Annotated in this window: 18 protein-coding genes; 17 read left to right on the forward strand and 1 reads right to left on the reverse strand. The window is 48.3% G+C overall.

From position 1 onward, the window contains the following. Positions 1 to 98 precede the first annotated feature (98 nt). The 12 genes from LRL21_RS35345 to LRL21_RS35400 all read left to right on the forward strand — a co-directional run bounded on the left by LRL21_RS35345 (position 99) and on the right by LRL21_RS35400 (position 17,969). On the forward strand, positions 99 to 3,305 hold the full coding sequence (locus LRL21_RS35345; protein ID WP_240420509.1) for an S-layer homology domain-containing protein: 3,207 nt from the start codon (positions 99 to 101) through the stop codon (positions 3,303 to 3,305). A gap of 148 nt (positions 3,306 to 3,453) precedes the next feature. Further along, entirely contained in the window at positions 3,454 to 6,099 is a 2,646-nt protein-coding gene (locus LRL21_RS35350; RefSeq protein ID WP_240420510.1) for a metallophosphoesterase, read from the forward strand. A 166-nt stretch (positions 6,100 to 6,265) separates the two neighbouring features. Continuing rightward, positions 6,266 to 8,053 (forward strand): sensor histidine kinase, encoded by a 1,788-nt coding sequence (locus LRL21_RS35355; RefSeq protein ID WP_240420511.1) that lies wholly within the window; start codon positions 6,266 to 6,268, stop codon positions 8,051 to 8,053. Next, positions 8,028 to 9,704, forward strand: coding sequence for a response regulator transcription factor (locus tag LRL21_RS35360; RefSeq protein ID WP_240420512.1), 1,677 nt, complete (start codon positions 8,028 to 8,030; stop codon positions 9,702 to 9,704). Before LRL21_RS35355 ends, LRL21_RS35360 begins: the two co-directional genes overlap by 26 nt. A gap of 188 nt (positions 9,705 to 9,892) precedes the next feature. Further along, the gene (locus LRL21_RS35365) at positions 9,893 to 11,608 is read left to right on the forward strand and encodes an extracellular solute-binding protein (RefSeq protein WP_240420513.1); all 1,716 of its coding nucleotides are present in this window, start codon (positions 9,893 to 9,895) and stop codon (positions 11,606 to 11,608) included. Positions 11,609 to 11,689: 81 nt separating this feature from the next. Then, complete coding sequence (locus tag LRL21_RS35370; protein ID WP_240420514.1) at positions 11,690 to 12,586, forward strand: ABC transporter permease; 897 nt, start codon at positions 11,690 to 11,692, stop codon at positions 12,584 to 12,586. A gap of 18 nt (positions 12,587 to 12,604) precedes the next feature. Beyond that, positions 12,605 to 13,489 carry a carbohydrate ABC transporter permease gene (locus tag LRL21_RS35375; protein ID WP_240420515.1) on the forward strand — a complete coding sequence of 295 codons (885 nt, stop codon included), beginning with the start codon at positions 12,605 to 12,607 and terminating at the stop codon, positions 13,487 to 13,489. A gap of 59 nt (positions 13,490 to 13,548) precedes the next feature. After that, positions 13,549 to 14,640, forward strand: a complete 1,092-nt coding sequence (locus LRL21_RS35380) for an amidohydrolase family protein (RefSeq protein WP_240420516.1) — start codon at positions 13,549 to 13,551, stop codon at positions 14,638 to 14,640. Beyond that, positions 14,637 to 14,993: a Rieske (2Fe-2S) protein gene (locus LRL21_RS35385; RefSeq protein ID WP_240420517.1), complete on the forward strand. Its 357-nt coding sequence runs from the start codon at positions 14,637 to 14,639 to the stop codon at positions 14,991 to 14,993. Before LRL21_RS35380 ends, LRL21_RS35385 begins: the two co-directional genes overlap by 4 nt. A gap of 28 nt (positions 14,994 to 15,021) precedes the next feature. Further along, positions 15,022 to 16,098 carry an amidohydrolase family protein gene (locus LRL21_RS35390; RefSeq protein ID WP_240420518.1) on the forward strand — a complete coding sequence of 359 codons (1,077 nt, stop codon included), beginning with the start codon at positions 15,022 to 15,024 and terminating at the stop codon, positions 16,096 to 16,098. Next, a complete protein-coding gene (locus LRL21_RS35395; protein ID WP_240420519.1) occupies positions 16,095 to 16,475 on the forward strand; it encodes a Rieske (2Fe-2S) protein in 381 nt (126 codons plus the stop codon). Before LRL21_RS35390 ends, LRL21_RS35395 begins: the two co-directional genes overlap by 4 nt. 12 nt (positions 16,476 to 16,487) lie before the next feature. Next, complete coding sequence (locus LRL21_RS35400; protein WP_240420520.1) at positions 16,488 to 17,969, forward strand: glycoside hydrolase family 88 protein; 1,482 nt, start codon at positions 16,488 to 16,490, stop codon at positions 17,967 to 17,969. Between the two features lie 84 nt (positions 17,970 to 18,053). Here the strand turns inward: LRL21_RS35400 and LRL21_RS35405 are convergent, their stop codons facing one another. Further along, on the reverse strand, positions 18,054 to 19,097 hold the full coding sequence (locus LRL21_RS35405; RefSeq protein ID WP_240420521.1) for a phosphatidylinositol-specific phospholipase C/glycerophosphodiester phosphodiesterase family protein: 1,044 nt from the start codon (positions 19,095 to 19,097) through the stop codon (positions 18,054 to 18,056). A 427-nt stretch (positions 19,098 to 19,524) separates the two neighbouring features. On the opposite strand from LRL21_RS35405, the gene LRL21_RS35410 reads away from it, so the two are divergent. From LRL21_RS35410 to LRL21_RS35430, 5 genes are all read left to right on the forward strand, one after another. Further along, entirely contained in the window at positions 19,525 to 20,568 is a 1,044-nt protein-coding gene (locus LRL21_RS35410) for a metallophosphoesterase family protein (protein WP_240420522.1), read from the forward strand. Positions 20,569 to 20,580: 12 nt separating this feature from the next. Next, positions 20,581 to 21,147, forward strand: coding sequence for a hypothetical protein (locus LRL21_RS35415; protein ID WP_240420523.1), 567 nt, complete (start codon positions 20,581 to 20,583; stop codon positions 21,145 to 21,147). A 4-nt stretch (positions 21,148 to 21,151) separates the two neighbouring features. Continuing rightward, positions 21,152 to 21,559, forward strand: a complete 408-nt coding sequence (locus tag LRL21_RS35420; protein ID WP_240420524.1) for a hypothetical protein — start codon at positions 21,152 to 21,154, stop codon at positions 21,557 to 21,559. Between the two features lie 130 nt (positions 21,560 to 21,689). Beyond that, positions 21,690 to 23,132: a hypothetical protein gene (locus tag LRL21_RS35425; protein WP_240420525.1), complete on the forward strand. Its 1,443-nt coding sequence runs from the start codon at positions 21,690 to 21,692 to the stop codon at positions 23,130 to 23,132. Between the two features lie 32 nt (positions 23,133 to 23,164). Next, positions 23,165 to 23,617 carry a hypothetical protein gene (locus tag LRL21_RS35430; RefSeq protein WP_240420526.1) on the forward strand — a complete coding sequence of 151 codons (453 nt, stop codon included), beginning with the start codon at positions 23,165 to 23,167 and terminating at the stop codon, positions 23,615 to 23,617. The last annotated feature ends 25 nt before the right edge of the window (positions 23,618 to 23,642 follow it).

Genomic DNA, 23,642 nt, shown 5'->3' on the forward strand with positions numbered 1-23,642 from the left:
AAAATTTATGAATACCATCCAGATACGAACGCCGCACTTATTACATAGGCTTTACCAAACCATTGGTTAAAAAATCGAATTTATTGGGGGAAATGTGTATGAAAAAAAGCTTATCGGTTATTGTGTCTCTGTCCGTCGTGTTCTCTGCTCTTGCTGTCGGAGGTGCCGTATCTGCCAAATCCTCAGCGGACTTCAATGATTTGAAGGATCTGGATGCTGCGACGAAAGCCAAATTTGATGCGTTGATCAGTGCGGGAATTTTTGATGGTGTTAGTGAAGGCACATTTGGCCTGAAAGACAAAATGAACCGCGCCCAATTTGCAAAAGTAGCCGCTTTGATATTCAAGCTGAAGGTAGACAACACGCTGACAGCCTCCACCTTTACGGATGTGAAAGCTAGCGATCCGGCCAATGGCTATGCATTACCTTATATAGAAGCTATCGTGAAAGCGGGGATAACGGACGGCTTCGCGCCAGGTCAATACAATCCGGCAGGTGAAGTAACGAAAGAGCAGCTGGCTGCGTTCCTCATTCGCGGACTGGGTATGGAAAATCAGGCGAAAGCAACAGCTGGTTTGAACGACCCAACCGTATCCACCTGGGCTCAAAGCTATGCGGCTTTGGCGATCAGCCTGAAGCTGCTGCAGGCGAATGCGGACGGTACGTTTGGCGGCATGACACCGGCAACGCGTGATTTGCTTGTGTTATCCTCCTATGAAACGTTTCAGCAGTATAAGCCGATATTTAACGGAAAGTTTGGGATCATTTCCTTCAAGGCGAGCAACTTCAATACCTTCACCGTTCAATTAAACGGAGCTCTGCCTGATACCTCGGCAGCCAAGCTGATTCTGACTCGTAATGGATCACCAGTTACGAGCGGATATACGACCAGTTGGAATGATGATAACACAACAGCAACCTTGACATTGGATAATAAATGGGACGCGGCAGCATGGGGCGTTACGCTGGATGGCGTATCGAATCTGGAGGAGTCGGCCAGAACCGCACAATTCACGACGACTGCGGAACAAATCACAGGCATCAGCTTCATGGCTGCTGGTGATACGCTGCCTAATAGTAAACGGATTCGTATTGATTTTAAAGCAGCTAATCAGTATGGCGGCCAATCCTCCTTATCGGCGAGCAATTTTAAAATTTATACCAGCAAAGGTACAACAACGGTTATTGGCGGGGAGCAAGCCTTTTATCTGGATTTACCTGAAGGTACGGTTAAGGGCGAAGGGGTATCCATCACGGTCATCTATGAGTCAACGAGTATACAGGGCAATAAAGTATTTCAAATCGGTGATAAAAGCACTGTATCCAGACTGGAGATCGGGCAGCTTGTTAATGATTCCGGCAACAAGCTGGCTGCGATTGCTTCCAAGGGCTATGCTTATCTGAATGTGAAGGCGTATGACCAGTATGGTATTCGTATGGAAAATAAAGCGGATTTGAATGCAGGTATTGTGGTGCTGACGAATGATTCCGATCTGGAAAAAGGTAATGAGGGCGAGAATCTGGCCTTTATTGACAATGTGATCGGGGATACGGCCGCAGATCTGAAGCTGCGCTCGATATCCGATAAGACGAAGGAGGTTACCATTTCCCTTATTGCCAATGGGTCGGGTCAAACCTATACGAAGGTAGTGAAAATATCCGGCAACCAATCCGCAGCTAGTGTGGCATTTGGCGCTTACAATTACAGCTTGTCCAAGGGTGATGTCCCAACAGGGGATGAAGTGACCGATGCGAAGTTTTATGTGCCGATTATAGTGAAGGATTCCGAGGGTAATCAGCTGACGCCACAGGAAATTTATGATCAACGGGCCAAATTCAATATTTTCTCCAACGGCGGTGTAACACTGGCTGCTGATCCTATATCCAATAATGGCTCGCATAAGGGTATGATCGCAATTACAGGTGTGATTAACAAAGATAATTCAACGATTACTATCCAGCTCAAGGACAGTCCGGATGTGAGAGCCCAACTGACACTTAACGGCAACGATGAACGCAAGGCCGACGACATCCGTTTTGCCATTACTCCAGCCAAATACATGACAGCTGGCACTAATAATGAATTGAAAATCAAGGTGTATGACCAATTTGGCGGCGAGCTCAAGTACGATGCTGCTAATCAATATGTAGTTCGCTACTCCTTGAAAGCCAATTCAGGCGATGCCGCAACGCTCGGTGTTACCAGTCTTGCAAGCACACAGCGGACGGATCAGGCTAACAGCGCATCGCCGCGAAAATATATTTTGCAGCCGATGACTTTGGGGCAGGAGGTATACCTGGACTTTAAGCTGGCTCATGATTCGTCCGATATGAGTGTCGATTCCGTGTTTGACAAATCGTTTAACTTCTACACTGGAACTGGTGCAAAGGCTGCAAATTATTTGTTCAAGGCTTCCTTGTTGAAGGCGGACACGAATGGCGGCATTGCCGTGAATGGGGTGAACTATGCAGAAATTGATTCGGTTTCAACGACATTGAGTGTTATTGATCCTAACGATTCTGCGAATAAGCTGACCTACGAGGCTTATCTGGACCATTCAAACAACACTTTATTGGCGACCGATGACTATTTGAGCACAGGAACAGGGGCGGCAGGAGCAAGTACCGTCTATGACAACTACCGCGGGTTTGCCAAGGAGGTCAAAATTAGAGCAAAGCTGAACGATAGCGAAATCGTCAAGGTGCCTTCTTCCGTTGTTTCCGTTACGTCCAGCAACAACCAGGTAGCGGATGCAGCTAGCAAATCTACTGATCTGAATGGCAGTCGGTTCGTTGCCGGAGGCAAGGCGGGAACAGCCCAGCTCAGCATTCTGTATAACAATGGCCGGAATGAAATTGCCAATTCGAAGATCGATGTAACTTCCAAGAATGAAGGTCCGGTTGTAGGCAGCATCGTGCTGAACAAAACGGGCAAGGAGGTTGCCTTGGCGGAGCTTCAGGCAGGGCTGTATATTTGGGATTCAAAGCTGGCAGAGAAAATAACGGTTACCGATCAATACGCAGGTGAATTTGTAGCAGAGCGTGCACCTGGGGCTTTGAGCGAGGAGGCGGCTGTATCGCGTAACGATTTGTTTAAAATCGGAAATACAGGAACGAACGGTAATGAAGTACTGAAGTTGAGTTTCTTTATAAGCAACGTAGAAGGCAGCAAGCCAAGTGCTGTTACTATAGATAACATGGGTAAAGTTCAATATACAGGTGCTGCCGGAGACGTATCCAGCTTTAAAATTAACATTGTGGCACCAAGCAGCCAAACAGCCTCCTTTGATGTTAGTGTCAAATAATCGGCATATTCAAACGGAACAGTGGGAATAACATCAAGCAGCAGCCCGCGCTGTAGTTTGTAGCGTGGGTTGTTTGTCTATCATTTGCCGGAAAGTTGGGATACAATAAAATCCATCATGGATTGTGCTAACAGAGGGAGGTTTCATCATGGAGAATCAACCGCGGTTTAATGGCATGCAAAAAACTGTGCTGGTCCTGTTCACCGCGCTCGCTCTGATCGGATTACTGTGGATAATTCGTTGGCTCGCGATAGATGGCTTCCTTCAGATAGGTATTCCGCAGGTATCGGCGAACGATACGAGTCTTACCCTTTCGCTGGATAATGGAGATATCGTTAGAGGGAGTAAAGGGATCATAGCGTCAGGGAGCAAGCCGGAGACCAAGCTGAGCCTACTTATTGATGATGCGAAGGTGATAGCCAAACCGGTTATGCAGCAAAAAGCTATGCTCACCTTTGAAGCTGATGGGATGAAGTCAGGTGACGGATACAAAAATTCGATATGGGTGAACGACAAGCTTGCCTATACCTTTGATAAAAATATCGCGGGTTTTACCAAATTGACCGTTCCCATCAATGCGGAGCTGCTGCAGCAGGGAAATAATAAAATAACGCTGCGTGCTGGCAGCAAAAAAACACCTGATGACAAGGAAGGCGAGCACGATGTGTGGAAATTCCGCGCACTGAAGTTCGAGCTTGGGGACGGAACGGTTCTGGATGATCCGAATTATAAGACAGCTACTGTGTATACAGTCGGATCTGCTCCAGGTGCGGCGCAGGATCCAAGCACGTTCCAAAAGGAATTTAATTATGTGATCAAAGATGATAAGTATCGCAGTGTTTATTATTTGTGGGATACGCTGGAACTGCCTGAAACCAATCATAAGGTGGAATTAATCGCAGAGGAGGGAACGAGCAAAAAAGCCAAAACGGTTATCGTTCAAGTCGATAATACTGCTCCGGTGCTTGAGATCGTTTCACCTATTGAGGGCAGAACCTATAAGAATCGAATTGCTGTTAATGTCAAATCCAACGATGCGATATCCGGTACTGCTTCTGTTGTCGCCAAGCTGGACGGAAAGGTGATCGAGCTGCCGGCTGAGCTGCAAACAACGGAGCTGCCGGTTGGTGCACATAAGCTGGAAGTGAGTACGACGGATAAAGCGGGCAATGAGCGCAGTAGTGCCGTCAACTTTCAGGTTTTGAATGAAACGCCTGAGCTGCCGAACCAGCCTGCACCAGCCGATCGTTCTTCGATTTCAACCGCTGAGCTGAAGCTGAGCGTGCAGGTGGATGATTCTACCAAGGATCCTTTGGATGTGTCCTTTTACAAAGCTCGGCGTTACGATATGAGTGATATAGGCAAGCATGAGGCATTGACCCATGCCGTTGATCGCGAGCCGCCGCTCGAATTGGTACCGCAGGGTGAGACTATGATGACCGATGAGCAGCGAGCCTTGGTTGCCGTCAAGGATGGTCAGTATTTAGTGAATGATAACAAGGAGAAGTTTCCGTATCACCGTTTTACCTTTGAGGTGGGCAATGATCCGTTAACCGATTCCGATATCGTCTGGACGGGGCATTCGCTGCCGGATCGACTAGTCACTATGTATGTATGGAATTTTGATACGCAGCTATGGGAAGACATTGACTCCAACAGAGGGACAGAGGACTTTACATTAAGAGGGAGAATCAAGCCAGCTCAGATGGTGCGCGGCGGCAAGGTAGAGGTGCTTGTGCAGGATCGTATTCCGTCGGCGGGTGAGTATGATTTTGCCTTTCTATGGATGACCGATACCCAGTACTATTCGGAGTCGTTTCCCAAAATATATGATCTGATGACCAAGTGGACCGTTGATCACTGGAAGGAAAAAAAGTTCAGCTATATGGTGCACACAGGGGATATCGTGAATAATTGGAACAGCAAGTCCGAATGGGAAAATGCCTCGAAAAGCATGAAAACCCTTGATGATGCCCGTATCCCTTATGGTATCGTTGCTGGTAATCATGATGTTGCTTATGATGTCGGCAATTATGAGGAGTTTTGGAAGTATTTTGGTCGTGAGCGGTATATCAAGCAGCCTACCTTTGGCGGGGATCTGAACAATAACCGCGATCATTACGATCTGGTTTCGGTCAAGGGCAACGATTTTGTTATCGTTTATCTCGGTTGGGTGATCGATCAAAAAACGTTCGATTGGGCCAATAGTGTGCTCAAGAAATATGCGGACCGCAATGCTATCATCGCGACACATGAATACTTGAAGCCGAGCAAGGCTTATTATGGTCAAGGGCGTTGGGTGTATGAGCGACTTGTGGAGCCTAACCCGAATGTGTTCATGGTGCTGGGTGGCCATAATCCGGGGGTTGCTTATAATATCAAGCAGGTAGGGGATCGCAAGGTGCTGGAATTGCTAAGCGATTACCAGAATGGGCCTGAAGGCGGTCAGGGCTACATGCGTTTCCTGCAATTCGATTTGCAGAACAAAAAGCTATTCGTCAATACGTATTCGCCCTATTTGAATAAGTACAACTTTTTCAAGCCGGACGAGGATGAATTCGTGCTGCCGCTGAATCTGAAACCGATAGAAAAGCAGGTGGCAACCGATTACATCGGTATTTATTCGAGAACAAATGAGCTGATCGGCAAAGCATCGAAGGTTCCGAGCGGAAGTGCGGCGACAGTTCCCTATCCGAATACGCAGCCGGGTCAAAGCTATTCCTGGTTCGCGATAGCACGAGATGAATTTGGAGGCTTCAGCCGATCGGATGTATGGTCATTTACAACCAAATAAAGATGCGAGGAACAAGCCACAGGACCTACTCTGTGGCTGTTCTTCGTGCTGTGAGTTGTATTCAGCTGGACTGTGCCGCTTGTTAAGTTCTTATTGACTTGTGATTACGCTTCATCTACGATGAACGCAAAGCTGTGCAGCCATTCAGGAGGGTGAGGCTATATTTATGAAAGTAAACTGGCAAAAATGGTGGTTTTCGATATTCACCAAGCTGCTGGCGATGTTCTTTATTGTTGTGCTTCCGGTTTACGCTTTGGCGATTCAGATGAACGATCTGGGTGCTCAAATTGTAAGGGATGAGGTGTCCAAATCGCTGCTTTCGCAAATCCACTTTTACAGCAATTCCTTGAATAAGGAAATTGATCGCATGGTCAGGCTGCAGCGCGAGTATGTGAATGACAATGATCTGACCTCGTTAAGTGTGATTGCAGAAGGCTTGACCTTCTATGAACGCACGGCGCAGATGAAGCAATTTCAGCAAAAGCTGGAATTGATGAAAAGCTCAGGTATTTACGTTAAAAAAGCAAGCGTTTACATTCCTCCGATACAACGGGTGATTTCCACGGACGAGCTGTCGGAGGCGTTATCCCCAGAAATGACGAACCATTTGAAGGTTGAACGCGAGCTTCCCCATACCTCCCCGTTGCTGTATAAGGAAGGTAGGCTGCTGCTTCGTGAATATTATCCGAGTTTACCTGTTTCTGCCCAGCGTGATCCGTTATTTGTACTGGAGACCGAGGTTTCTGTAGAAGAATTGCGGCATTTTTTGCGGCAAATTTCCGGCTCCAAGGGCGGGGCAGCGCTGCTGCATACGAGCTGGATCATTGCAGGCGATCAGGGACAGCCCGAGTTGGACCCGATAGCGGTTAATATTCGCAGTTGGGCGGCGAATAAGGCGGAAGGGACGCAAGGCATCGAGACGATCACCCTGAACAAGCAGAGCTACATTACCGCTTACGAATATTTACCGGATACCGATACGACACTGATGGTTTATATACAGGAAGCGGACCTGCTCGGACCTCTCAACAAATATAAGAGCTACATCATCCTGATGTCGATAGTCACCGTGGTGCTGATTATTTTCGTTTCGTACTGGGTGTATAAGGTTATTCACAAGCCTTTGACCAAAATGGTTCGTGCCTTCCGCAAGGTGGAATCGGGTAATTTGTCGGTATCCCTGCATCATAAAAGCAGAGATGAATTCAGCTACTTGTATCATCAGTTTAATGTGATGACGGCGAAGCTTAATACGCTTGTCTACGAGGTTTATGAGCAGAAGCTGCAAACGCAGCAGGCCGAGCTTAATCAGCTGCAGTCCCAGATCAATCCGCATTTTTTGTATAACAGCTTGTATTTACTGTACAGAATGACCAAAGCAGAGGATTATGATAACAGTCTAAGATTCACCAAATATTTGGGCGATTATTTCCGCTACATTACGAAGAAGACGGGGGATGATGTTCGTCTTGCCGATGAATGGCATCATGTTCGGATGTATATGGAAATCCAGAACGTCCGCTTTTCCAACCGTGTTCAGGTGAGCATCGATGAGCTGCCGGAAGCGCTGCTAGCGTTTCAAGTGCCACGACTTATTTTACAGCCGTTGGTAGAGAATGCCTATAATTATGGGCTTGAGCACACAATTACGGATGGCAAGCTGTCCGTATCACTGGAGTCGGGGCCTGATGAACTGCGGATTATTATTGAAGACAATGGAGCGGGAATGTCGGAAACAGAACTCACAAATTGGCGGAGTCGCTTATCCTCGAAGCAGGTGAACGCGGAGGTTAGCGGCATTATGAATGTGCACCGCAGGCTTCAGCTGAAATTTGGAGAACAATCAGGAATTACGCTGTCCACCGGACTGCAGGGAGGACTTCAGATAGTTATGAACATTCAGATGACCAAGGAACAGGAGGGACAACATGCTGCATTTGATGCTGGTCGATGATGAACCGTTAGCTGTCGATTACTTGTTCGATGCCATACAGGAATGGAAGCAGTATGAGCTGACGGTGACCAAAGCCTATTCAGGTATTCATGCGATGGATAAAATGAACGATATGCGCCTGGATATTTTGCTCACCGACATCAGAATGCCAGGCATGAACGGTCTGGAGCTTGCGGACCGTGTACGAGAGCAATGGCCACGCTGCAAAATTATTTTTTTATCGGGCTATAATGACTTTGATTACATCCAAACCGCCATCCGCAAAGGCGGAACTGATTACGTTCTCAAGACCGAGGGTGATGAACTGATATTTCAGGCTATAGAAAAGGCAGCCCAGGAAATCACCACCGAGCTGATGGAGGGTGATATCTCGCTTAAGGCCAAACAGCAGCTTCAGCAGGCACTCCCTGCCTTGCGGCGCGATTATTTGTTGGAGCTGCTTCGTGGTGAGGGAGACACGGTGGCTGTCCGAGCAAGAAGGTTTGCTGAGCTTCAGATCGGATTGGATGCCGAGCAGCCAGTATTCGTGGCCTTGGGCCGTGTGGATGATTGGAGAGAGTATGCTTCGCTATCGGACAAATCGTTGATGCTCTATTCGATTCAGAACATTGTCAAGGAGTTACTGGCTGACCAATTTGAATTCCTTTTCATCCCTTATGATAAATTCCGGTTTGTATGGATGATACAGCCCAAGAGCAGCAGTGATGGACAGTCCTCTTCGGCTTCACCTGAAGAATGGGAAAGGCTTGGCCGATTCGTTAGAGGAACCTCGGAGTCTATCCAGGAAGCGTGCAGCAAGCTGCTGAAGCTGCCCATCTCGTTGATTATGAGCTCTGGATCATGCACATGGGAAGAGGCGGCCCGGCAGATCGATTCACTGAAGCTGCTGTTAAGCAGCGGCTGGATAAGAAGCCAGGAAATGTTGATTACCGAGTCGGGTTCATCCGAGACAGGCGGAGAGCGGTCCAGTCGTGCTTTCTTCGCTGAGACCGAATTCCGCAATCAGCTGCGGAAGCTGGATCTGCTTGAACCGCATCTCGATAATGGAGATAAGTCCCAATTTGTACAGCTGTATGAGGACATAACCCGGTTTGACGAGCAGGCTTTCACGGAGCAGAAGATTACCTATTTGACTTTGGAAATATTCAGCCATTTATCGACTTTTTTTCTTTCCTATCTGAACCGACGCAATCTGACGGACAGGATCGGTCCACAGCTGCAGCTGGACACTTACATCCAGCTGGAAAACCATCGCTCCTGGCAGACGGCACTGAGCTATTTTTGTCGACTGGGAGAAACGATAACGGAGCATAACAGTCATGTTCAGGAAGAAAAAACGACCGATATGATTCGGCTCATTCATCAATACGTGCACGATTATATCCATGAAGAGCTGTCGTTAACCCGTTTATCCGAGGTCGTGTACCTGAGTCCTCCTTATTTATCCCGTCTGTACAAGCAGCTTACAGGGGTCAATCTGCTGGATTACATTACAGAGGTCAGAATAACGCGTGCCAAGCACTTATTGAAAAGCACGAACCTCAAAATCCACGAGATTGCAGCTGAAGTTGGTTTCGACTCTGCACCGTATTTTACACGTTTATTTAAAAAGATCACGAACAGCACGCCGCTTGAGTATCGGGAATTATGATGGAATGGGAAGCTGGCTTACGAAGCAGTTTCCTTTTTCATATCCATTTGCTGTGAGGATATCATCATTCTTGTCTAATCCACGAATTGGATAAAATAAGATAACGATCATAAGAAAGTCCCGTATGCTTCGAGGCGGGTTCGTTTTACAATCAGGATAGTAAGAATAAATATCAAGGGGGAACGTTCATGAAGAGAATACAACGCAATTCACTCGTTATGACAGCGCTATCAATTCCACTGCTGCTGAGCGCCTGTACCGCAACCAAAGAGGCGGCAGCGCCGAATACGACACCACCAAGCTCTACACCACCTGCAGCAGCAGTGGATAACAAGCCTGCAGATCCGATGGGTAAATACAGTCCGACGATAGAGTTGTCTACGGTTCGCGCGATAGATGCGAGCTTCAAATTTGCCGAGGGTGAGTCGCTGGATAAAAACATTTGGACCCCCATTATGGAAAATGATCTGGGCATTAAAATCAAAAACCTGTGGGTTGTCGATGCCTCCCAATTTTCACAAAAGCTGAACGTTACACTCGCATCAGGAGAGCTGCCCGATTTTATGGCAGTTGACCGGGTGGTCATGCAGCGTTTGATCGATTCCAATTTGGTGGAGGATCTGACCACGCTTTACGATAAATACGCAACCCCGATTACCAAGGAAGCGCTGCTTAAGGATGGCGGTGCTGCATTGAAGTCGGTTACCGTGAACGGCAAGCTAATGGGGATTCCGCAGACTTTTGAGAACAATGGCGTAGCCTCCGCCAGCATGGTCTGGATCAGGACAGATTGGATGAAGAAGCTCAATCTGGCGGAGCCGAAGACGATGGACGATGTGTTGAATATTGCCACGGCATTTGCCAAAAACGATCCGGATGGCAACGGCAAGGCCGATACGATTGGGCTTGGTGTGAGCAAGGATATTTTTAAGGAAGCCAATAACGGGGTCACGCCTGCTTCACTGATCGGACTGTTCAATGCGTACCATGCCTACCCGACCTTTTGGATTAAGGACGCCTCCGATAAGCTGGTATACGGCTCGGTGCAGCCGGAGATGAAGCCAGCTCTGGAAAAGCTGCAACAGCTCTATAAGGATGGCGTGATTGATAAGGAGTTTTCCGTTAAGCCTTGGAAAAAGGTAGCTGAGGATGCGGCAGCAGGTAAGCTGGGTGTAGCATTTGGCTATGTGGCGGATGCGACTACCTTTTTCAAGGATAACCGCAAAAATGATCCGAAGGCGGATTGGCAGGCATTTCCGATTACAGCCTCAGACAGCAAGCCGGTGATTCTACAGGCTAATGATGCGGCGACTTCATTCTTTGTCGTGAAAAAAGGCAGCAAAAATCCTGAAGCCGTTATCAAATTACTGAATCTGTACAATAAACGCTACTTCCAGACCGATTACAGCGGCTCCAAAAATCCGTTTATTATCGATACAGCAACCGGTATTTACCCCGGAAAATATTTCCCTGTGCTCATTAACCCGGCAGACTTGAATATTAATGCACATTTGAAGGTGGTAGAGGAGCTGAAAAACAAAGGTGATGGAAGCAAGCTCGACTTTCCGGCATCGCTCCACTTCAGCCGGGTAGCCGGCTTCCGAAAGGGTGACGACAGCCTGTGGTTCTCGGAGCGGACCTTTGGTCCTGAGGGATCATTCGGTGTTATCGCGAACTATTTGAAAAATAAAAATTATCAGTTCAATGCCTTCACCGGCGCCCCTACAGCCACGATGGTGGAGAAGGATGCAACGCTCCAAAAGATTCAGAACGAAATGGTGACCAAAATTATTATGGGTGCCGCACCGATCAGCGATTTTGATAAATTCGTCAAGGAATGGAAAAGCCTTGGCGGCGATGCGATTGAAAAGGAAGTTAACGAGTATTACAGCAAAAATAAATAATACAAGTGGGCTTACGGGGAGGCTGTGCCCGGCCCCTTTCCTTCGAAATCAAGTCTTGAGGCATAAGGGAGTTGAATGAAAATGAATACGAAATGGAGGCTGCAGCTTCCTCTGCATTTGATGATTATTCCGGGTTTATTGCTCGTACTCATCTTCAGCTACGGCCCTATGCTGGGCATTATTATTGCCTTTCAGAAATTTAACCCGGCCAAGGGTATTATGGGTTCACCTTTAATCGGCTTCGATAATTTTGTGTATGTCATTAAGCTCCCGAGCTTTTATCAGGTTATCTGGAATACAATCTATATCGCGGTAATGAAAATTATTGCGGGGTTGATAGCTCCATTGACTGTGGCCGTGTTATTGAATGAAATGCGGCGGGAATTTGTGAAGCGGATGGTGCAAACCCTCGTGTATTTGCCGCATTTTTTATCGTGGGTTATCTTGAGCGGGGTTCTGGTGGACATCCTGTCGCCTTCTTCCGGGATTGTGAATCAAGGCCTGCAGTGGCTGGGTATAGAGCCGATTTTTTTTATGGCGGATAATCACTGGTTTCCTTTTACACTGGTATTGTCCAATGAATGGAAGGAATTTGGCTTCAGCTCGATTATTTATTTGGCGGCCATCACGAGCATTAACCCATCGTTGTATGAGGCAGCTGTCATTGACGGCGCTAATCGATGGAAGCAAACCTGGCATGTGACTTTACCCGGCATGGCTCCGATTATTGTGTTAATGGTCACGCTTAGTATAGGAAACGTGTTGAATGCCGGATTTGAGCAGGTGTTTAATTTGTACAGTCCGGTTGTTTATGAAAGCGGGGACATTATCGATACATTTGTTTATCGAATCGGAATCGTTGATGCGCAATATGGTGTGGCAACGGCCATTGGGCTGTTTAAATCAGTGGTTTCCTTTATTCTGCTGTCTACGTCTTATTTGATGGCTTATCGTTTCGCTAACTACAGAATTTTCTAGGGAAGGGAGGAAAGCGTAATGGTCGAGCATCCGTCGTGGTCCCGCAGGCTGTTTATTATCTCGAATTATGTGCTGCTGGTCGGCTTGTCGCTCTTATGTATTTTACCGTTGATTAACGTATTTGCGATTTCGCTCAGCTCCAGCTCTGCTGCGGCAGCAGGCTTTGTCAAGCTGTGGCCGGTCGAATTTACATGGAAGGCTTATGCGTTTATTGTCCAAAAACCCGAGTTCATACGCTCGCTTGTGGTAACGCTGCAGCGTGTAGCGCTGGGTGTTACCTTGAACATGTTGCTTGTTATTCTGGTTGCCTATCCGTTATCGAAGGATGCCAAGGCATTAAAGGGAAGAACGTTATATGCATGGATCTTTGTGTTCACCATGCTGTTTAACGGTGGTTTGATCCCGTTATATATGACGATTAAGGCGCTTGGCCTGCTGGATTCGATTTGGGCGCTGGTTCTGCATCATGCACTGCCTGTGTTCAATATTCTGATTTTACTTAACTTCTTTCGCGGACTCCCCAAAGAGCTGGAGGAAGCAGCATTTATGGATGGCGCCGGTCATTGGACAGTACTGTGGCGAATATTTGTGCCGCTGTCAACGCCGTCTCTGGCGACCCTGCTGCTATTTTCCATTGTTGGACAGTGGAATGCCTGGTTTGATGGCATTATCTTTATGAACTCGCCGCATAATTATCCTTTACAGAGTTATCTGTATACGGTTATTACCGCTGTAGATACGTTATTGGCAGGCAGTGTCGATATGGAGATGCTGGCTGAGGTATCAGATCGGACTGCGAAGTCTGCGCAAATTTTCCTCGGAGCACTGCCGATTTTGTTAGTCTATCCGTTCATCCAGCGTTTTTTTATGAAAGGGATTGTGCTTGGCAGCGTGAAGGAATAAGGAAATGCAAGGACGTAATGTTAGAAGCTAAACAACTCTGATAAAGGATGGGACTCATAATGGGGAATAAATCATTGATCGTCGATGCCGATGTACACAATGGAATGAAGAACTTAAATGAGCTGCTGCCATTTCTCCCACGGGTGTGGCACGAGCAATGGCTGGAGATGGGGATTGGAGCGGCTCGGGTCTATTATTCAGCAGTCGGCGGAGCCATGAAGGACGCGGTCCCGGAGAATGGTGGCGGACAGGGAAGTGACCCGGAATTTATGCTGAAGCACCTGCTTGAACAGTATCATATCGACTATGCGATCCTGAATTCCGGGATTGAAATTTCCTTATACCCGGACCCGGATTATGCCAACGTGGTTGCCTCCGCCTGGAATGATTGGATGTCCGAGCTGTGGCTTAAGGCTTCACCGAAGTTTCGCGGCTCGATTCTGATCAATAATACAGACCCGATTGCTGCTGCCAGGGAAATTGACCGAATGGCTTCTAACCCGAATATGGTGCAGGTGGTAATGACGAGTGCATCACGGATGCTGCTCGGTCAGCGTTTTTTTCATCCGATTTATGAAGCGGCAGAACGCAATGGGCTTCCTGTAGCCATTCACCCGGGTGGTGAAGGACGAGGGATATCCCCGTCCCCGACGAACTCGGGATATCCGACACGTTACTTTGAGTGGCACAACATTTTACCTACTGGTTATATGGCGCATGTGAATAGTCTGGTTTGCGAGGGTGTATTTGAAAAATTCCCGCAATTGAAATTTGTTGCCATTGAGGGCGGCATATCCTGGCTGCCTCACCTGATGTGGCGGATGGATAAGAATTTCAAGGCGCTTCGATCCACCGTGCCTTGGTTGAAGCGTCGCCCTTCGGAATATATTCGTGAGCATATTTATTTGACCAGTCAACCAATTGAAGAGCCGGATGATCCCAAGGAGCTGCTGCAAATTTTCCAAATGATCGGAGCCGATAAACGGGTGATGTTTTCAACAGACTATCCGCATTGGGATTTTGATAACCCGATGATGGCGCTGCCGCCGATGCCACGGGAAATGAAAAGGCGTGTGATGGGGGAAACCGCGCAGGAGTTATATCGATTACCTGCTCTATCTGTTGAAGTGGAGGAGGTGCATGAGTCTTGAATCCATATTTTGCAGCTTCTGAGGAAGAAGTTATGGCACTAGGTAAAAAAATCGTCGTCATCAAAAATATAGAGATCGGGATTTTCTATGTGAGTGGCCGTTTCTATGCGTGGCGCAATCTGTGTCCTCATGCTGCTGCACCGGTGTGCAAAGGGTTAATAAACGGAACCACGCTGCCCAAGGACGTGTACGAATATGAATTCGGGTATGAAGGCCAAATCCTGCGCTGCCCTTGGCATGGATGGGAATTTGATTTGACCGATGGTCGTCATCTGGCACCTGATTCCAGCGCCAAGCTGCGGGGTTATGAGATTAAGGTAGAGGATGGCAGCCTGTATCTAATGATGTCTTGAGAGAAAACCTGATAAAGGAGATAACTGTATGAGTAAGAGAGTTATTGTCGATATTGATGTTCACCACGCATTGAAGAGCAGTGACGAGCTGCTTCCCTTTCTGCCCAGAACGTGGCACAACGAATGGAAAGCGATGGGAGTCATTCCCGCACACTATTATTCTCTGATTGGAGCGTACAGGAAGGATGCCTATCCGGAGTCCGGGCCACCGGGAAGTGACCCAGCTTTAATGAAGAAACAGCTTCTGGATGAAAATTCCATTGATTATGCGATTCTGACAACGGATGCGATCAATATTTCGGTATACTATAATCCCGATTATGCCAATGCGGTTGCTGCGGCTTACAACGAATGGACAGCTGGCTATTGGCTTCCGGAGGATTCGCGCTTCAAAGGCTCGATCCTCATTAATAATAGCGACCCTGCAGCCGCAGTAAAGGAGATTCATCGCTGGGGCGATCATCCCGATATGGTGCAGATCGTGATGCCAAGCGCCTCGCGGACCTTGTATGGACAACGGATTTTTCATCCGATTTATGAGGCTGCTGAGCAGTATGGACTCCCGATAGCGATTCACCCTACTGCCGAGGGGAGAGGGATTGCACCGGAGCCTACCAATGCCGGTTATCCGACCAGGTACATGGAATGGCATGCAGGCTTAAGTCTCAGCTATATAGCTCATCTGATCAGTCTGGTTTGTGAAGGCGTATTTGAGAAATTCCCGGGCTTTAAGCTGATTGGTATGGAGGGTGGAATATCCTGGCTGCCAAATGTGATATGGACGTTGGATAATCACTACAAGTCGCTGCGTTCCTCGGTACCCTGGCTTACCAAATATCCGTCTGAATACATTGTTAATCAGGTTTATTTAACGACCCAACCTTTGGAGGAGCCCGAAAAGAAAGAGTATTTCCTGCAAATTCTGGAGATGATCCATGCGGAGAAAACACTGCTCTATTCCTCGGATTACCCGCATTGGGATTTTGACGCGGCCAAAACGGTCGAGTTAAGTCTTCCGAAGCATTTGAGAGCACCAGTTATGGGTGAAACAGCACTGCAGCTGTTCGGTTTGAAGCGGCCTGTCGGCAAGGAGGCAGCCAAATGAATCGCCATTATATAGCTACGCTGCAGGAATTACGGGAAGCAAGGAGCAAGCTGGTCGTCCTTGAAGGGCAGGAGATCGGGGTGTACGAGGTCGAAGGAGAAGTCCATGCCTGGCGAAGCGTCTGTCCTCATCGGGGAGTCAGCATATGTAAGGGGTGGGTCGGCGGTACCAATCTGACTTCCCAGGTCTACGAATATCACTATGACAGGGATCAGCAAATATTGCGTTGTCCCTTGCATGCCTGGGAATTTGATCTCAAGACAGGACAATTTTTACTGGATGCATCGGTCAAGCTCAAAAGATACGAAACCATAATCGAAGAGGACCGTGTATACGTGGTGACAGGCTCGAAGTCTGGATCTGGAATATCATCGTAGAGGAGGGGCGGAATGCAGCAGCAACAGCTTGATTGGCACAAGCATTACCGATTTGCGGATTCGGTCGTCGCACCGAGTCGTCCATTCTACGGCTCGCATCTTCCTATGGGAAGTGCAGCAGCAGTGATAGTCGCTCCTGCTCCTGCTCATATAGGCACATCTACGGTACTGTACTTTACAGGCGAACTGCCAACGGAGCCCGTTCAAGGCTTGCGAATCACGTTTGCGGTCAATGTCAGAGAGGAAGTAGAGCTCGAGGCTTTTTTGTATGAAAGTGGGGATCGGCTCGGTCTGTTTGATGTCAGATATGCTTATGCCAAGCAAATGTTCGAAATCCCTGTTACTCTTGATGGGGGAGAACGAATATTTCGCGAAGGCGTGGGCTTGCGGATGATCAAGGGGACAGAAGATGCATGGTTATTGTGTGGTGAGGGCGAGGACTGCGCCGTATTTTCCCCACACTTACTGCTGGCTCCAGCCCATGCAGCAGCGGATCGTTTGGCATTATTCTCATACCATCTCCAATCTCAGGCCTGCTACCACCGCTCGGGATGGATGGAAGGCTGTGTGCTGGATGGACTGTACGATATGTATCGTTTCACGAAGGATACTCACTATTTATTGGCTGTCGAGCAGCATTTGAAGCTGTTTGTGGACGATAACAAGGAAATCGAGGAGCCTACTGGACCGCGAGTGAAGAACGGTAAAATAGTTGCTGATGTGATTGAACAGACATTACCCTATGCCGTATTGGCTAAAATTCAACCTGATCATCCGGTTATCGATTCGCTAATCGCATATTGGCTTGATTATCAAAGAGCAGATGGTTCCATATACGATCGTGAAACCGATACGATTACCGGTGAAGGCGTTTATACGGTAGGTTATCCTATAGCAGCTATTGCCGCGGCACGCGGACGCGACGATCTGGCTGAGCTCGCTTTAATGCAGCTTTGGTCACGCAAAGAGCGGTTGGTTACGGAGCGTGGGATTTATTTGCGTGCAGATGCCGAGAATCACTGCTCCTACCTGAATTGGGCCCGTGCCTTAGCCTGGTATTTGCTTGGCGCTGCCAGAACGTTAATCGAGCTGAAGGCTTGGAATGACAATAAACCGAGTACCCTCTATAAGCAAGCGACGGCAGAGTTTGCTCGTGCAGCTGGATTTGCGGCATCCTTCCAGCAGGCTGATGGCCTATGGACTGTATTTGCTGACGATTCGTCCACAGGTACGGAAGCCGGGGGGGCGGCTGGAATTGCTGCAGCAATGGTATTGGGCGCAAGAGAAGGGCTGCTGGAGGACAGCTATCTGATTCACGGGGAACGGGCCTGGATAGCCCTGCAGGAATACTTAACCATCGATGGGTTCATAACCGGAGTTTCCCAGACCAATCAAGGCGGTGAGGAATTGCAGCGGAGCGGTTATAGGGTCATGTTTCAAATGGGGATGGGGCTGCTTGCTCAGCTTGGGGCAGCGCTGCACAAGCCCTTGTAACTGAAGCAATTGAATGATGCCATACAAAAACGAAAGAACCTTCCCCACGAAGTGATGTGGATCGGAAGGTTCTTTTGCTTATATTTAGCTATTAAACAGCTGTCCCAGCAGCAGCTTTATCTTTTCCCATGTTGTTGGGGCAGCTGTGGTCTGTCCTGTCACCGTATCAGCAGCAGCTGTTGTAAGGGAAGGGGCCTGCGTTGTAAGATTTGCAGCGGATTGCTGAGCATCGGTCTGACCCGCGGCAATCAAGGGTGCTTCGTCAATTCCAAGGTCCTTATAGCTAAGGAAATCTGTGTAGACCCCATGAACACCCATTCGCATCAGCTTTTTCACATCTTTGACCTTATTTAAGGAATGGACATAAGTGACAACACCGATATCGTTCAAATCCTTGATGAAGGACTTGGTAGCTCTCTCCTCAGGCATAGCAACCACGTGGACATCGTGTTCTTTTACATATTGAACGACTTCAGCTGGCTCCATCGAGGTCAAATACAGCGAGAAAATCACATGTTTGAAAGGGATTATGTCACGAACTATATCCAACATTTCTGGAGAATAGATTTCGGGAATAAAACGGTCAAGAATTGTCGGATCAATTCGATTGGCTGTATCACGAATCACTGTAAACTGCTGCTTGACCAGCTCCGGATCGGTTTCCTTGGTATCAGTAATAAAATAGACATCCGGATACTTTTTGCTTAAGCGGGCAACGTCGGCAAAAGAAAGCGGCGTGTAATTTTCAAGAATTTTGTAGCTCTTGAACTCTTTAAGCGTGAGGGGCTCCTCCAGCTTGTTAGCAGGTATATCCTGCTCGAATTTGGTTGCCAGATAGCCCATCCAATCATGACGGGCGGCAAGCAGACCGTCCTTGGTAATCGAGAAATCCACCTCGAACAGCCGCTGCCCTTTATCATAATTTGTTTGGAACGCTTCAAGGCTATTGGTGTAATCGACCCCATCAATACCTCCAAGCGCATGGGCGATTAATGGGAAACGGGTCCAATCATCATTAACAGCAGGCTCTGCGGCAATAGCGGGAGTCGCGGGAATCGCTTGTGAGGATATCAGGATCGACAGTAACAGTGTGAATGGGATACATGCTTTTTTTAATAAACGTTTCATATCATTCTCCACCTTTCTTAATGGCTATAACTCCTATCCGATTGTCTTGCTCTCTATTTCTCTGTGGGGTCTTCGTTAATGGTTATTACCCATTTGAAGCACTGCTGTAAGGATAAAATCGCGAAAGTAGCACATTTTACAAATCTTTTACAACTGGATAAGGAGCTTCAATCTCTGAATTGTCACACTTTCTTCAGCTTATCAAAAAAGATTGAACGTGAAGTGAAAGCACGCTGAGTATCAACTGAATAGTTGCTGAATGTAAGCTGAATGCGGTAGTAGGGTTGTATCTCCAAGTCCCGGAGAGTCTTGTTCTTGGTAGGGTGCAGAAAAATGTGTTAGTATAAAAGTGACTTTGACATCGAGTGAAGCCATATTCAGCACGTTGGACCCGAGCGGTTATGTATAGAAAGGAAGTGCCGCAGCTATGGACACGAAGCCTCATGAAAACTGGGTGACCTATATCAGAACTATCCGATGGGTGTGGCTGTTAGTCGGATTTATGATGCTGGCAGGGTGCTCCTTGGGAACACCGGCCTCTAATATTCAGAAACCAGATAATGGAAGCCCTGAAGTGACAGCTCCGGGAGCAGCTCGTCCTGATACAGCGCAAGTCACGCAAAAGCCATTTCGATTTGTCGTGATGGGTGACAGCCGTGGGTCATCTAATGGTATTAATGAAGTGACCCTGCGCGGTCTTTTGGATAAGATCAAGGGTTTACAACCTTTACCCGAATTTCTGATGTTTACTGGAGATCAGGTTGTTGGAGGCTCTGATGTTGGCAAACAGCTGGGAGCGTGGGCACGGCTAGTCGGTGATTATTTTCCTATGACCTCCGTCTATCCGGCACTCGGCAACCATGAGCATGATGAAAAAATATTTTCAGAAGCTTTTTCGATGCTGCCTAAGGAGCAGCTGCCCGGTTATGGAAAGACGGTGTATGCATTTGACTATGGCAATGCCCGATTTATTACATTAAACTCTGATCGAAAAAACGCCGCAGGTCACTATGTTATTGATGAGCAGCAGCGGAAGTGGCTGGAAAATCAGCTGAAAACTAGCGGCAATAAACATATATTCGTACAATTTCATGTACCTGCTTATCCGATAGGCGCCCATCTGGGAAGCTCTCTGGATGCTGAGCCTGCTGAACGGGATGCACTTTGGTCAATTTTGGATAAATATAAAGTAACGGCTGTGCTCGTTGGCCATGAGCATAACTATAACCGCAGAAAAGTGGACGCAAACTTTGACGGCAGTGGATACCATTTTAACAACACGATTTATCAGCTGACAATTGGTGGAGCAGGTGCGCCTTTGTATAATGGAGGCAAGGAAACCAAGCAGGTCGTGGTAGGCCCCAAAGCAAGCTATCATTACATGGTTATCGATATTGATGGCAGTAAAGCAACCTTTAAAGCTTATGATTTACAACAAAATGAAATTGATTCGTTCACAGTTGAGCGATAGGAGCGTTGAAGCATGAAAATAGGTCCACAATTCCGGGACTTGGCGGTCGCACAAGGGTTTATTGCAGTTGTCTTGTTTCTACTTATCCCGCTTGCCAACGCATTAGGCGGACCGAGTGCTAATCGAATAGCAGGTATCCTGCATGGAGTAGGTGCTTCTATGACGCTTCTGGTCGCTACCTATACGTGGCATGCCTACTATATGTATGTTCGTGGCGCGCAGGGAGCACGATTGAAGCTGGAGTGGCGGCTGCTGGTCACTAATCTTCTGGTGCTGCTGACCGTCATTATCGGTAATTGGTTGTATATCGGCTATCAGTCGCCGGAAGGTGCTGCCGAGTGGTTTAAGCTGCATCTGCCATTTGGCCATTGGGTAGTCATGGAATATAAAGAGTTTGTCTCGCTGATGGCGATTCCTTGCGGAATTACAGCCGCTGTATGTCTGCGTAGGTTTGCTTCCAGTGGCGACGGTGGTCGCGAAGTTCGTTATGCAGTTGGTGTCCTGCTGTCGATGATGTGGCTTACTTTGCTGATCGGATTTGTATTTGGGTTGGTGCTGTCCAAATGGAAGGGTGTCTGATGAAATGGATATGGTGCACGATGAAGGAGAGCTTGATGACATGGTGACTAAAGGAGGCGGCACATCGCCTCGTTCCGGTGAGGTCGTCGCGGGTATGCTGGCGGCTATACTTGGTATGGCTGCTTTGACAGCTGCCCATTGGTGGAGTGCGGCTGATCCTGCTGCGGCCAATGTATGGCTGATACGTTTAAGCTCTTGGCTGCCAGGTGGATTGCGTATTGGTCCCTACGGTGGCAAGGAAATCATAGCGCTCACTGTCTGGCTGGGAAGCTGGCTAATATTATTCATTACACTCAAATGGTTTGAGCTGCGTCTGCGGTTCTGGACGGTTTTCTTTACGATTGGCATGATGATACTTCTTGTGCTGCTGTGGCCGCCTGTGTATCACAAAATTTATGGTTGGCCGACTTGATTCGAACTGAATGGATCGATCCTATTCAAAACCGATGTAACGAAGTACATGTAACGTGAATCATTGTTGCCATCAGTTAGGCGAAATTTACATATCAATAGCAGCGTGAGCAGGTCAGGAGATGTCAGACATGAAGAGCCGTGAGGAACGTATTGAGGATAAGATAAATAAAAGAGGCGGCTATCTGATCACTTTGCTGTGTCTGTTTTTGTTTGTCATTCTGCTTGGAACCCTGTTGGGGTCCAAGCCACCTGTTGCTGGGCGATTTGAATCAACGCCATCGGCTGAAAGCCCAGTGTGGACGATGGCGTATTTGCAGGATGAAGGCGCGGCTTATGTGGATACGTTAAGCGAACAAATGAAGCAGCATCGCGATGTTTTGTTTTTTGCCGGACCAGCGGCTTTGGCTGGAAAAGTGGAACGTTCCGGAGCTGTTCCTGCTCCCCGAGCATTCTTCCCGGTTTGGGACGGGTCGGCTACAGAGGCAAATATGGCTGTACGTTTTGCTCATATTCCTGAAGAGCAGCTGACTGGTTATGGCAGGACCGCTTATTTTGTTGATTATGGCGAAGCGCGGTTCTGGTTTCTGAATGCGGAGCGTCTGGAGGCGGAGCCAGCCATTCAGCTGGCTTGGTTGAAGCAGACAGCGGAGCATAATCCGCGGCTGCATCGGGTCGTGCTCCTGAACAAGGAGCCGATGCAGCCTGAGGTTTGGAGCGGGCTCGCGGCTAGCGGCGCCGAGCTCGTATTGATCGGCGCGAAGGCTTACGCGCCGGAGGCTGCTGTAACCGAATGGCCGCAGGCCGGTTACAGCAGCACCTCCGCCCACCCAGGGTGGGCGGAATGGAGCGTGAGCAGCCCCGCAGGCGGGCTGCTCATGCTCCAGGGCAGCGGCAGCCGGCTGGAGGCGGCGGCTGCGGGCAGCGCCGGTCGCGCAGCGGACCGGCTGGCACTCGATGCAGCCGGACTGCGTCAATCGGCTGCTGTGCAAGAGCGCGCGTCGATTAGTATCGGCGCGATGTGGAGGTACCACGCCGGCGGTCCCGACGTGCGCACCGTGCTACCGCAGGGGCTCGACCTGACCGGCGAGCAGCCGCTCGTCGCCCAGAGTCCGCTGCCACGCGAGGATTGGCGCAGCGCAGCCTATTCCGATGCGCAGTGGGGCTGGTCGCGTGCGCCCTTCGGACGCTCCCGGGAAAGCTTGGCAAGCAGAAGCATCGCCACAACGCTTCCAGCACAGGCCCAATCGCCAGCCTACTATTTTCGTAAAACTTTTATAGTCGATGAAGATCCCGCGGACATGAAGGATTGGATACTACGAGTTGCATTTGAGGATGGCTTTATCGCTTATTTGAACGGGATCGAAATTGCCAGAGATTCCATACGGGAGGGGCTGGTTGATTACCGATCAGTGGCCATTCCCCATCAGGGCGGGTTATTTGAAGATTATCCACTTACGAATCAAAGAGATGTGATTGTAAAAGGCTTGAATACGCTCGCCATCGAGGTGCATGGAAGTCATCCGCAGACACCTGAATTTTGGTTTGATGCCAGCCTGACGTACCGTAAATAAAATGCGAAGAAACCGCAGGAAGGGGGAAGCTTATGAGTAACCGGAGAGCTGGATATGGATCATCCTTCTTTATACGAATATCCTCAACGAAATCCGATAAACAGGGCCGTCTTCTTCCTGTGATGAGACATATAGCCAGCCTGCTTGTCCTGCTGCTATTGCTGTCGGTGCTGAACGCCTGCAGTTACTTGCCTAACCAGCGAAGCATCCACCATACAGACTTGCAGGCGGCTCTTACCTTCTCCAGTACGAATATCATGATCGACAATGGTAATGATTTTGTCTGGAAAGGTGTTACATTACGACTCAATAATGAGTATGATTTAACGATAGAACTGATGCCGCGCGGCATTACGAGTGTGTCTCTGGCTGATTTTCATAACGTACAAGGACAGCCCTTCAATCCGCAGAGCATGACACCGCATCAGTTAAATATACAGGCTCAAGCCGGATTCGAAAATAAGCCGGGCAGCTTTAATTGGTAACCAAAATGTACAACCACCGGGGAGG

This window comes from Paenibacillus periandrae (genome assembly GCF_022458865.1).
Lineage (GTDB): Bacteria > Bacillota > Bacilli > Paenibacillales > NBRC-103111 > Paenibacillus_S > Paenibacillus_S periandrae.

Excerpts from the sequence above, each read along its gene's own strand:
- LRL21_RS35390 (WP_240420518.1), top strand. The coding sequence starts at position 15,022 with ATGAGTAAGAGAGTTATTGTCGATATTGATGTTCACCACGCATTGAAG.
- LRL21_RS35380 (WP_240420516.1), top strand. The coding sequence starts at position 13,549 with ATGGGGAATAAATCATTGATCGTCGATGCCGATGTACACAATGGAATG.
- LRL21_RS35410 (WP_240420522.1), top strand. The coding sequence starts at position 19,525 with ATGGACACGAAGCCTCATGAAAACTGGGTGACCTATATCAGAACTATC.
- LRL21_RS35395 (WP_240420519.1), top strand. The coding sequence starts at position 16,095 with ATGAATCGCCATTATATAGCTACGCTGCAGGAATTACGGGAAGCAAGG.
- LRL21_RS35355 (WP_240420511.1), top strand. The coding sequence starts at position 6,266 with ATGAAAGTAAACTGGCAAAAATGGTGGTTTTCGATATTCACCAAGCTG.
- LRL21_RS35415 (WP_240420523.1), top strand. The coding sequence starts at position 20,581 with ATGAAAATAGGTCCACAATTCCGGGACTTGGCGGTCGCACAAGGGTTT.
- LRL21_RS35345 (WP_240420509.1), top strand. The coding sequence starts at position 99 with ATGAAAAAAAGCTTATCGGTTATTGTGTCTCTGTCCGTCGTGTTCTCT.
- LRL21_RS35350 (WP_240420510.1), top strand. The coding sequence starts at position 3,454 with ATGGAGAATCAACCGCGGTTTAATGGCATGCAAAAAACTGTGCTGGTC.
- LRL21_RS35405 (WP_240420521.1), bottom strand. The coding sequence starts at position 19,097 with ATGAAACGTTTATTAAAAAAAGCATGTATCCCATTCACACTGTTACTG.
- LRL21_RS35430 (WP_240420526.1), top strand. The coding sequence starts at position 23,165 with ATGAGTAACCGGAGAGCTGGATATGGATCATCCTTCTTTATACGAATA.
- LRL21_RS35370 (WP_240420514.1), top strand. The coding sequence starts at position 11,690 with ATGAATACGAAATGGAGGCTGCAGCTTCCTCTGCATTTGATGATTATT.
- LRL21_RS35360 (WP_240420512.1), top strand. The coding sequence starts at position 8,028 with ATGCTGCATTTGATGCTGGTCGATGATGAACCGTTAGCTGTCGATTAC.
- LRL21_RS35400 (WP_240420520.1), top strand. The coding sequence starts at position 16,488 with ATGCAGCAGCAACAGCTTGATTGGCACAAGCATTACCGATTTGCGGAT.
- LRL21_RS35365 (WP_240420513.1), top strand. The coding sequence starts at position 9,893 with ATGAAGAGAATACAACGCAATTCACTCGTTATGACAGCGCTATCAATT.
- LRL21_RS35420 (WP_240420524.1), top strand. The coding sequence starts at position 21,152 with ATGGATATGGTGCACGATGAAGGAGAGCTTGATGACATGGTGACTAAA.
- LRL21_RS35375 (WP_240420515.1), top strand. The coding sequence starts at position 12,605 with ATGGTCGAGCATCCGTCGTGGTCCCGCAGGCTGTTTATTATCTCGAAT.
- LRL21_RS35425 (WP_240420525.1), top strand. The coding sequence starts at position 21,690 with ATGAAGAGCCGTGAGGAACGTATTGAGGATAAGATAAATAAAAGAGGC.